Source organism: Psychrobacter sp. AOP31-B2-9 (genome assembly GCF_052378005.1).
Classification (GTDB): Bacteria; Pseudomonadota; Gammaproteobacteria; order Pseudomonadales; family Moraxellaceae; genus Psychrobacter.
Genome location: NZ_JBQSXG010000327.1, coordinates 1 through 632, shown reverse-complemented (window position 1 = coordinate 632; position 632 = coordinate 1). Strand labels below are relative to the sequence as shown.

Here is a 632-nt window from a genome sequence, read left to right as displayed (position 1 = left end):
AGTTATTACAGCGAAAGCCATCACAGCGTTAACCTCGTTTGAAGTATTAGATACATCTACACTTGGTTGCCTTGTATTGCTTTCAAAGACAATCGACTATATGAGCTCGGCACAAAAAAGCCGCGTAGGATTCTATGCGGCTTTTCGTTATTTTGCGATACCATTTATTAGCGTCTATCTATTGGTATCTATCTATTGGTATCTATCAGCATCTATTCATACTGATTTCTACTAATAGTTGTTGTGGTGACGCCAGTCGTCTACTTCACGCTCGGCGTCTTCTTTAGCATGGCCATAACGTTCTTGTACTCGGCCAACTAGCTTGTCTCGGCTGCCTTCAATATGGGTCAAATCATCATCAGTTAGTTTGGCCCATTTTTGTTTTGCTGAGCCTTTCAGTTGGTTCCATTCACCTTTCAGAGTTTGTTCGTTCATTGTTATATTCCTTTTTTGTGAGTTAGTTCATTTTATTAGTGGGTTGATTATCGTCGTTGTTTAAATAGTGCTACTAATCATTTTCTATTTTTAGTCCTTATTTTTATTTATTGTAGTTATCATCGGATGTTAAACAAAGGCAACTAGTGGATATCTGTTTTATTGTTATTGTCGATATCTGATTTTTATTATGTTTA

General features: G+C 36.6%; 2 protein-coding genes. One reads left to right on the top strand and one right to left on the bottom strand.

The features are described 5' to 3' along the window. Nucleotides 1–235, top strand: a 235-nt coding sequence (locus tag ACT3SX_RS15475) for a hypothetical protein (RefSeq protein ID WP_444761865.1), incomplete at its 5' end; no start/stop codon positions are given. Here ACT3SX_RS15475 and ACT3SX_RS15470 read toward each other — a convergent pair. Then, nucleotides 232–435 (bottom strand): CsbD family protein, encoded by a 204-nt coding sequence (locus ACT3SX_RS15470; RefSeq protein WP_192520705.1) that lies wholly within the window; start codon nucleotides 433–435, stop codon nucleotides 232–234. The genes ACT3SX_RS15475 and ACT3SX_RS15470 overlap by 4 nt on opposite strands. Between the last annotated feature and the right edge of the window lie 197 nt (nucleotides 436–632).